We start from the raw sequence: 9,464 nt of genomic DNA on the forward strand, positions 1-9,464 counted from the left end.
TGTTAAATAATAATTATTATTAAATGACATCCAATTCAGTATCACCATAAAATAAACGATTTCTAAGAAACCTTAATGAAAGCTTGGGGACTAACGTACAAACAAAAAGGGTATGTTAACATAGTGGTACATTATTTGTTAGGGGGTTACGTCATGAATGTATTTATGACAAAAGGAACATTCGACTTTTTGAAAAAGCTGCCGGAAAAACATACGAACATCGACTTTTATTTTATGCGTGAAAGCGGCAGTACTTTAGTTTATTACGAAAATGAAAAGAAAAACATCTTTGCTTCAGGCAAGGAATATGAAACAGTCACCACAAGCGGTACATTACAAGAGAATGGTTATGTTGTCATGAACAATATCCCAGTGGCTGATGACGGAATGGCAATATTTGAGGACAAATTCAAACAAAGTAAGCAAAATGTAGAGTCAATGCCCGGATTCCAGGCCTTCCGACTACTGCGGCCGAAAAAAGGCAACACCTATGTAGTCATGACCCAATGGGGCTCAGAAGCTGACTTTGAAAACTGGAAGAACTCGAATCAATTTAAACAGGCACACAAAGACGGCGGAGACGTTAAACCGCCTGCTTACTTCCTGGACAGACCATTTGTGACAAAATATCAGATGATCGACATGGATGAATAACGAGTGAATGTATGCGGGCTGCGGGTTAGATAATAACAACCTTTCACAAAAAGAGCCTAAAACAAGCAAGCCGGGTTTCCCTTAGCTTGCTTGTTCATCACTGTTTCCTGAATCGTTAACGGCATACTCATTGAAAAATGCCCGGAATAGTTCATTTGACTGGGCCCCGTTCACACGGTCGACCTCTTCACCATTTTCAAAGTATACAAGTGTTGGTGTACTCTCAATTCCATATGTTCCCCACGCAGCTTGAAATTCAAGCAGATTCAGTTTCTTCATATCTACTCCCATGTCTTCCGCAATAGGAACAAGCCGCGGTGTTAATTCCTGACAGTGCGGACATGTCGGATCGTAAAAATAAACCATCATATCTTCACCGTTGTTCAGTTTTGTTTCCAATTCATCCGGTAAAATCTGATTCTGGTAGTTGGGGTTATCCAACTGATCAATAGTTGCCTGTTCCAAGTCATCTGTGCCATATGGGTTATCACCACCGCCGGTTGCCTGCTGATTTTTATAATCAATCACAAAATAAAGGGCGGCAAATAATACGACAATCGAACCGATAATAATCAGCATTTTCTTCTTCATTCATTAATTCCTCCCGCGATTTTTCAGCAGCATGATGTGCAATACAAAAATAATGATAAAAGCGATGCCCGCTAAAAATGGTATCGTGACAAAACCGAAATAATTCACATACTCCGTATTACAGGGTACTGTCCCGCACGAGCCTCCAGCTTCTTGCAGAGCCGGCAATTTTTGTACCAAATAATGGTATAGCGAGATAAACATGCCGATACCACTAAGAATTAAGCCAGGTAGTGCAATGGATAAATCTTTTTTAATAAGAGCCGTCCCATAGATAACGACCAGCGGATACATGAAAATCCGTTGCATCCAGCACAGTTCACACGGCACATAGCCCATGATTTCTGAGAAAAACAGACTGCCCAGTGTGGCGATAAGTGACTGCGCCCATATAATCATAAGCAGCGTTTCATTTGTTTTTTTGTTTTCCATATGGACGTCCTCTCATTTCATTTTCTTACGTATTATACAATTAAAAACAGCGAAAAATCAAAAGAGAAGTCTCTCAGCTGCTAATCATTTTCTTTAAATAAGGCATTTTTATGAACATATACAGCAGCTTGCGTCCTATCCTGAACCTCCAGTTTGGACAAAACATTGCTTACATGTGTTTTCACTGTTTTAACACCGATATACAATTTTTCACTTATTTCCTGATTTGTAAGCCCCTCACCAATACTCAGAAGCACTTCAAGCTCACGTTCGGTTAATTCCTCATGCAGTTTCTTCTCCCCGCTGCGGAAACTGGACATCATTTTCCCGGCTACCTTTGACTCAATCACATTCTCACCATTGGCAGCTTTTTTGATCGCATCGGCAATTTCCGAGGCGGAAGCGGTTTTCAGAAGATAACTAAACGCACCTGCCTCAAGTGCAGGAAATACCTGATTATCATCATAAAAACTTGTCAGAATAATAATTTTACATGCCGGAAGCTGCTTCATCACTTTTTCAGTAGCGTCAATCCCGCTGCCATTATCCATAATTAAATCCATCAGGACCACATCAGGTTCGGTGCCTAAAATCAAATCCGCCCCCTCATGACCGCCCGACGCCTCACCGACAACATCTATTTCGTCCTCTGTCTGCAAATATGCCACAATGCCTTTCCGTACGACCTCATGATCATCAACAACGACAACCCGAATCAATTAAACTCCCCCTTTACTTAACACGGAATACGAATATCAATGTACGTCCCTTCCCCCTTGACGGACCTTACTATGAATATTCCCCCAAGCTCTTCCGTACGTTCTTTCATTGTTTTCAGACCGTACGATGTTTTGCGATTTTTGTTTTCTTCTGCGTCAAACCCCTGTCCATCATCGCGAATGTGCAAAAAGAGTTCATTTGAACGAGTGAAAAGTTCGAGTTTTACTAAGTCCGCTCCGGCATGGCGCAATATATTTGATAATGCTTCCTGAATGATTCGGAACAAATGCTCCTCTATCGTCTCAGAAAGCGTCAGGTCATCATCAATATTAACTGTGAATTCCAATTTTGTTTTATGCTGCAGTTCTTCAACTAGCTTTCTGATTCCAACCGGCAACGGGTCCCCAGATAAATGAACGGGCCGCAAATGAAGAAGCAGTGCCCGCATCTCGGTTTGCGCCTTTAATGCAGTCTCTGCCACTTCCTTAATCTGTGACCTGGCAGCTTCCGGTTGTTTATCAACCTGTCTGACTGCCGCTTCCGACATCATCGTTAGGGCAAACAGCTGCTGACTGACAGCATCATGCAAATCACGGGCAAGCCGCTGTCGCTCTTCCATGGCGGCAGCCTTGTGCGCTGATTTGGCATAATCCGCTTTTTCATCAGCCATCCGCTTAAGAGACATCACCTGGTTCTGCAGCTTTTCGCCAAGTTCATTCATTTCATTGCTGATTCTCGTTATCTCGTCACGTTCATGAAAATAAATGCGATAATCATAATTGCCGTTCGCAAACTGTGTAATCAGAACCGACAAGTTATCGAACCGTTCTTTCATTTGTCCGCCAAACTTAAAACCGGCATAAAAGGATATGATGGTTCCAAACAGGTCATAGAACAAAATAAATGCAACAATACTTCCCACCGAGAGCCAGTTAGGTGAAAAAATGACATAAATGCTTAACAGGGTGGACAGTAATAGAATAGTCGTCAAAAAAACCGCATACAGATGGGAACGAATGTACATATAGCGGATACTGCTCAGTTTTTTCAGCATTCAGCCCTTGCCCCCTTAAACCTTGACCACTTTGATTGAGCCTGCCTGTATTTTTATAAACAAATCCAATTTTTGTGTTGCTTCTTCATAATCCGGTGTTTCATACCTCATGGCCCGGTTAATTCCATCCTTTTTCTGACCGGCAATATCAATATCACCGGCTTTGACCAATGCTTCGACCCGAAACACTACATTCCCGGGAATGATTATATGAACGTCACCAGCCAAAGAATTGATCGAAATCGGGATTTCTTCTTCTGGAATATACGCTTTTGAAAAGTCCAGGTAAAATTCCCCCGCCATATTCCTTAAGTTCATCGGTTCAACCTTCCAGTTCGGCTGGCTGTATTCATATTCGCCGACTGAAAAAAACCCAAAATCACCGGCATCTTTCCCCTTGTATTTTCTCCGGTGATGTTTAAACGTCCGCTTATAGCCCCTTGTACTGCTGATGAATGAAAACCCTATATAAATGATCAAGAGCGGCCATAATTTAAAGACATCATTAAAATGAAAGGTAATCACGTCAAATCGGTCAATCAGCAGCAGTGTGCCAAAGATGAAGAAAAACGATCCGAAGACCCAGCTGCCGCCGCGATGCCTGATGCGATCAGCCATCCACTTCAGTCCAAATATAATGAACAAAATCGGATAAATGTACAGCCAGGCATTATTAACATTAAATTCAATGATTCCGATATTCTCAAGCACCAGTGCTGCACCAATCGAAATTAGAATAATCGCCAAAACATACTGCATAAACCGTCCCAATTAATTCACCCCGCTCCCCCTGCTAAGATTTTTCTTAGTCTCCATTTTACATGACGTTTGTATAAACGGTAATCGTCCTCAGCATGTTTTTGTCTCAGCCTTGCGACGGATATCTTAAATATTGCAGCCATTCATATAAATAAATCAAACCGATCAGATAGATGAAACCAAAAATGAATCCGGCAAGGACATCCGTTAAATAGTGAACGTTAATGATATAACGGCTGATTCCGATCATAAAAACCAGCAGTGCAAGACTGATTTGAGCGATTAAAACAGCTCGGGACGACGTCAGTTTTTTAGCAAGAAAGTAAGCGAGCAGTCCGTAACATACCATTGGAATCATCGCATGTCCGGATGGAAAACTGAATCCTTCAGCATTAGCTGCGACAAAAATACTTGGGCGTTCACGCTCAACGAGATGTTTAATGAGTATATTAAGTCCATGACTGCTCAAAGTGCCAAGAGCAAATACCAGTGCCGGCAGCCAGTCCCGAAACAAGAACCATAGCACAAGTGCCATTAAAATCGTGAAGGGTGTTAAAAAAGTACCCGACCCTAACTCAGTGACCCAGCGAAAAAATGTGAAAACAGCGGTATCATCCAATTTTTCAACGAAGTCGCGGGTCAGCTGATCGACATAAAGGACTTTCCCGCTGATGATCCGAAACACCCAAATGCCTATTGCCAATAATAATGCCATTAATAAAAATAATACGAAATAATTCCGTCTATGCCACACGTCCCAAACCTCCTGACTCCATCATATCTTATTTTTCTTTGCCATTACAGTCAGATAAATTTTCTTTTTAAAGTTTTCAGGAAAAAGTCCCCCCCTGCTCTCATGTTTCAAAAAAATAATGAAGGGTATATTAATTATGTGCTCATTATATGAGAAAGGTTGGGATATAGTATGGATCAAGAACTTCAAAATTTAATTGATGGACTGAATGAAGATTTATCACATGAATATGCAGCTGCCATTCAATATACGTATAGCGCATCCGTTGTTTCCGGATTATATCGTTCTGCATTGAAGCCGTTTTTCGAAGGCGAGATCAATGACGAGATGGGACATGCGCTGTACTTGTCCGAAAAGATTAAATCATTAGGCGGAACACCAACGACAAAATCGGCTGATGTCCCGCAGCCTACAGAAGTGAAAGATCTATTGGAAGCTTCATTGGAAGCTGAAAAAGCTACTATTGAGCGTTATGAGAAGCGCAAGCAACAAGCTGAGAAGTTAGGCTACACCGAGTTAGTTGTAAAAATTGAAGATATGATCGCAGACGAAACAGGTCATGAAGAAGAAATTCAACGTCTATTGACCGATCCAAGAGTTAACTAAGAGATAACAATCTGCTCCGGGAAGCGAATTTCCGGAGCTTTTTTTGCAATCAACTGACATACAGCGCACTCTTTACTTCTTTTGTTCTTCTGGTGATATATCCTTTCTTCTGTCGATACTTCGATTGTTCTGTTGATAATTCCATTCTTATGCAGATAACTCGAGCATTTCACCTTCATATTAATTACTTGCTGCATCGAATTAATGTTATAATAGTCGGAAAACAGATAAAAAGGAGGGCATTCCTTTGTTACAGGAGATACATAAAAAATTAGATGAACTGTACCCTGAAATGGTCGACATCCGGCGCTATCTGCATCAATATCCGGAAGTATCGTTTCAAGAAACCGAAACAGCACGGTATATAGCCGATTTTTACGAACATCTGGGTATCCCCTATCAAACACATGTCGGCGGAAATGGTGTGCTGGCAACACTAAAAGGCGGAAAACCGGGCAATAAAATTGCACTGCGGGCTGATTTTGATGCACTACCGATTCAGGATGAGAAGGACGTTCCCTATAAATCAAAAGTCGACGGCGTGATGCATGCGTGCGGTCATGACGGGCATACAGCACAACTGCTGATGCTAGCCAAAACAATGAAAATGTTTCAGGATGATCTGCCTGGGACGATAGTATTTCTGCACCAGCATGCTGAAGAATACGCTCCAGGCGGGGCGAAACCGATTACTGAATCAGGTGCACTTGATGATGTCGATGCAGTTTTCGGAACTCACCTTTGGGCAACAACCCCGTTTCGTGTTCTGCAGACATCAAAGGACGTCTTCATGGCCGGTCCCGACCGCTTTGAGATAATCGTGCAGGGTCAGGGCGGTCATGGCGGCTATCCGCATCAGACAAAAGACGCCATTACAATCGGGGCACAGCTCGTCTCCCAGCTGCAGCAAATTGTTTCAAGACGTCTCGATCCGCTGGAAACAGCTGTCATCACCATCGGGCAATTTGAAGCAGGCAGCGCGTTTAATATCATCGCTGATAAAGCAAGACTTGTCGGTACGGTTCGATACTTAAAGGAGGACATTCAGGAACAGGTCATCAGTGAGATGGAACGAGTAATTGAAGGCCTTTGCATCGCCAATGATGTAACCTATTCATTCAACTATGAAAAAGGCTACCCGCCACTCGTCAACAATGCGAAGGAAGCTGAACTGGTTCTTGAAGCGGCAGAAGATATTAACGATATTGAAACTGCTGAAGAGGTCAACCCGGTTATGGCCGGCGAGGATTTTGCCTATTACACGATGGAAAAACCGGGCGCCTTCTTTTTCACAGGCGCACAAAAGGAAGGCCACAGTTACCCCCACCATCATCCGAAATTTGATATTGAAGAACGTGCCATGCCTATCGCAGCCAAAACGTTAATTACAGCGTATTTTAATTATCAAGGGAAGTGAACAGTAAAAGAGGCTGATCCCCAGGCGGTCAGCCTCTTGTCTATGCCATTAACTTTTTCTTCACATATCCCTGTATGAACAGAAAATTAAAAGCTGTTCCGCCAATGATTACAGCCAGCATACCTATCCATTCCTGCATGACCAAAAACAACACGGCAAAAATGACAGTCTGAATGAATGTCAGCTGTAACAAGAGCTTGAGAAGCGATTGCCGGCGCACCCCCGCATGAACCGGGTAGAGATCAAGCCACATAACTGTTCTGTGATGATGATACAATGTCATCATCTGAAAAACACTCATGTATAAAAACAGCAGTGCAAATAGCAGTTTCATCCAAATGTTCGGAACAAAATAGATGAACAGCCCGCCGATAACAATCAGTCTGATGTACATTCCCAAATAGTCTCCGCTGCGGACAAACGAAATCCGGTACAAATAATCAAATGTATAACGATTAGCAAATGGCACCCTGCTGACAAGCGCCACAAGCCAATGTCTGCCCTTTACACGATTTTTTAAATGCGGAACATCGGTAAACATGTTGGCAATCCGATAAAATGTCTGCATCCGGTTTTGGTCTTTTTCCACCAGCAAGTCCCATAGAATACCGGGCTGTTTTCGAGATACATTCAAATCATACAAAAACACAAGTGTGAACAGGACCGTTGTAACCCCTGCCCAAAGCATTTCACCCGCTACGATAAAATAAAAAACAGCCACATTCAGCAGTACTCTCACTGCCTGGTCAACCTGACGTGTTCCCGGCTCCCTGATTTTCAGCATCCACCAGTTGGCAATCAGATTCCCGGATTTAAATATCAGGACTATGAGCAATGTCAGTAAATAAACGTTGCCCGTCCGGTCCGGATAGGAAGCAAAATACAACGGACCAAACATGGCACCGGCAAGCAAAATAATATAAAGCTGAATAACAAAACTGTAAATCAGGGCATCGCGAAAATAGGAACCCATTTTATTCTCTGCGGCAATCAGAAAAACAAGATCCGGTTCTTTCAGCAATGTGCGTACAGGGCTGTAACTGACCAGCAGCCCAAATGTTATACCAACAATCCAGGCAGTCGGAAAATCTTCAGGAAGATTCGTGAGCCATTGTTGATAGTAATAGGCCGCTGCCGAAACAAAAAAGAACATGGCAAACGCGATATGCCCATTAAAAATATAGCGGAGATAACGGCTTGTTTCTTTCAGATGTGCCGCAAACCGCTGCTTAAAAAACGCATGTGAATCAAACATGATGATCTTCCTTCGTCAGCTCCACATATAAATCATCAAGCGCAGCTTCAGGCATATCAAAGCCTCTGCGTAATTCCTCCAATGTCCCGGCCGCTCGGATTTCGCCTTCATGCAGGATAATGAACCGGTCACAGTTCCGTTCAGCTGTTGCCAGAATATGTGTTGACATGAGCACTCCCGATCCGTTTGCCTTCATGCCATCCATTAACTGCAAATAGGATTTGATGCCAAGCGGATCAAGCCCGACGAACGGCTCGTCCACAATATATAACGGTGGTTCAATCAAAAATGCGCACATGATCATCACTTTTTGCCGCATACCTTTTGAAAAATGGGTTGGGAACCATTTCAGCCGTTTTTCCATGCGGAACTCTTTCAGTAATGGCGGAAGTCTTTTTTCAAAATCATCCTCTGAAATGTTATAAGCCATAGCTGTTAACCGCAGATGCTCGTATAATGTTAATTCATCATACAAAATCGGCATTTCCGGTATATACGCCATCTGATTCCGGTAAGTTTCCGGATTTTCCTGGAATGTCTTCCCGTTTACCGCAACTTTCCCTTTTTTAGCATGCATCAGCCCAATAATATATTTGATTGTCGTACTTTTACCGGCACCATTCAAACCGATCAACCCGACAATTTCGCCAGGATAGACATCAAACGAAATGCCGTGCAGCACGTTTTTATGTGTATAACCGCCATGCAAATCAGCGATATGTAATAAAGGTTCCACAAAGCTTGCCTCCCAATTGTCACTTAGTTAAAATTTTACCACGTTTCATCTGACGTGCCAAAGCAAATTCTTCGACAAAAAGTGTATAAAAAGAAATAAACGGTTAACACTAGCAAATGAAGTTAAGTGGATGGGCAAAATCATATAATTTCGCGCTGAACACAAATGAGGTGTCTCTGATCGATAATTAAATGATTGACCCATTTAAGGTTGAATGCTCCGTATTTTCGGATACGAATGCAACGCCTTACCGTACCATCTAATGCTTAACCAATTTGCCGGATTATCCCAATGTATTGGGATCTGACAAATCGGTTATTGTAACGTTAAAAGCAATATGCGATTGACGGTTAACAAGTCCCCAAACGTTAGATGCTTTGCCATCCGCTTGCTTCTTAAAGCAGGCAGGCCCACCTAAAGAATGGGCCTGACCTGTTTATTTTTTTGTTTTCTGAATGATTGTTGTGTTGTTACAAATCCATAAAC

11 protein-coding genes are annotated in these 9,464 nt (G+C 42.5%); 3 read left to right on the forward strand and 8 right to left on the reverse strand.

Going from position 1 to position 9,464, the window contains the following annotated elements; genetic code table 11:
• Positions 1-153: 153 nt before the first annotated feature.
• Positions 154-654: an antibiotic biosynthesis monooxygenase family protein gene (locus VK097_RS10730; protein WP_324211805.1), complete on the forward strand. Its 501-nt coding sequence runs from the start codon at positions 154-156 to the stop codon at positions 652-654.
• Positions 655-735: 81 nt separating this feature from the next.
• Here the strand turns inward: VK097_RS10730 and VK097_RS10735 are convergent, their stop codons facing one another.
• From VK097_RS10735 to VK097_RS10760, 6 genes are all read right to left on the reverse strand, one after another.
• On the reverse strand, positions 736-1,245 hold the full coding sequence (locus VK097_RS10735) for a thioredoxin family protein (RefSeq protein ID WP_324211806.1): 510 nt from the start codon (positions 1,243-1,245) through the stop codon (positions 736-738).
• Positions 1,246-1,248: 3 nt separating this feature from the next.
• Positions 1,249-1,677: a disulfide oxidoreductase gene (locus VK097_RS10740; RefSeq protein WP_324211807.1), complete on the reverse strand. Its 429-nt coding sequence runs from the start codon at positions 1,675-1,677 to the stop codon at positions 1,249-1,251.
• An 80-nt stretch (positions 1,678-1,757) separates the two neighbouring features.
• Positions 1,758-2,396, reverse strand: coding sequence for a response regulator transcription factor (locus tag VK097_RS10745; RefSeq protein ID WP_324211808.1), 639 nt, complete (start codon positions 2,394-2,396; stop codon positions 1,758-1,760).
• A gap of 17 nt (positions 2,397-2,413) precedes the next feature.
• Positions 2,414-3,451 carry a sensor histidine kinase gene (locus VK097_RS10750; protein ID WP_324211809.1) on the reverse strand — a complete coding sequence of 346 codons (1,038 nt, stop codon included), beginning with the start codon at positions 3,449-3,451 and terminating at the stop codon, positions 2,414-2,416.
• 15 nt (positions 3,452-3,466) lie between these two features.
• Entirely contained in the window at positions 3,467-4,222 is a 756-nt protein-coding gene (liaF, locus tag VK097_RS10755; RefSeq protein WP_324211810.1) for a cell wall-active antibiotics response protein LiaF, read from the reverse strand.
• 94 nt (positions 4,223-4,316) lie between these two features.
• A complete protein-coding gene (locus VK097_RS10760) occupies positions 4,317-4,964 on the reverse strand; it encodes a phosphatase PAP2 family protein (protein WP_324211811.1) in 648 nt (215 codons plus the stop codon).
• A 171-nt stretch (positions 4,965-5,135) separates the two neighbouring features.
• Between VK097_RS10760 and VK097_RS10765 the strand changes: the two genes are divergently transcribed.
• Together VK097_RS10765 and VK097_RS10770 are read left to right on the forward strand one after the other, a co-directional pair.
• Positions 5,136-5,570 (forward strand): ferritin-like domain-containing protein, encoded by a 435-nt coding sequence (locus VK097_RS10765; RefSeq protein ID WP_324211812.1) that lies wholly within the window; start codon positions 5,136-5,138, stop codon positions 5,568-5,570.
• A gap of 247 nt (positions 5,571-5,817) precedes the next feature.
• Complete coding sequence (locus VK097_RS10770) at positions 5,818-6,987, forward strand: amidohydrolase (protein WP_324211813.1); 1,170 nt, start codon at positions 5,818-5,820, stop codon at positions 6,985-6,987.
• A gap of 40 nt (positions 6,988-7,027) precedes the next feature.
• Here VK097_RS10770 and VK097_RS10775 read toward each other — a convergent pair whose 3' ends face one another.
• Positions 7,028-8,242 carry an ABC transporter permease gene (locus tag VK097_RS10775; protein WP_324211814.1) on the reverse strand — a complete coding sequence of 405 codons (1,215 nt, stop codon included), beginning with the start codon at positions 8,240-8,242 and terminating at the stop codon, positions 7,028-7,030.
• The gene (locus VK097_RS10780; protein WP_324211815.1) at positions 8,235-8,978 is read right to left on the reverse strand and encodes an ABC transporter ATP-binding protein; all 744 of its coding nucleotides are present in this window, start codon (positions 8,976-8,978) and stop codon (positions 8,235-8,237) included. The genes VK097_RS10775 and VK097_RS10780 overlap by 8 nt, the downstream gene beginning before the upstream one ends.
• Between the last annotated feature and the right edge of the window lie 486 nt (positions 8,979-9,464).

Origin of the sequence: Lentibacillus sp., assembly GCF_035301675.1 — a bacterium.
Lineage (GTDB): Bacteria > Bacillota > Bacilli > Bacillales > Amphibacillaceae > Lentibacillus.

Coding starts and splice junctions, on each gene's coding strand:
- VK097_RS10730 (WP_324211805.1), top strand. CDS start 154: ATGAATGTATTTATGACAAAAGGAACATTCGACTTTTTGAAAAAGCTG.
- VK097_RS10735 (WP_324211806.1), bottom strand. CDS start 1,245: ATGAAGAAGAAAATGCTGATTATTATCGGTTCGATTGTCGTATTATTT.
- VK097_RS10740 (WP_324211807.1), bottom strand. CDS start 1,677: ATGGAAAACAAAAAAACAAATGAAACGCTGCTTATGATTATATGGGCG.
- VK097_RS10750 (WP_324211809.1), bottom strand. CDS start 3,451: ATGCTGAAAAAACTGAGCAGTATCCGCTATATGTACATTCGTTCCCAT.
- VK097_RS10765 (WP_324211812.1), top strand. CDS start 5,136: ATGGATCAAGAACTTCAAAATTTAATTGATGGACTGAATGAAGATTTA.
- VK097_RS10775 (WP_324211814.1), bottom strand. CDS start 8,242: ATGTTTGATTCACATGCGTTTTTTAAGCAGCGGTTTGCGGCACATCTG.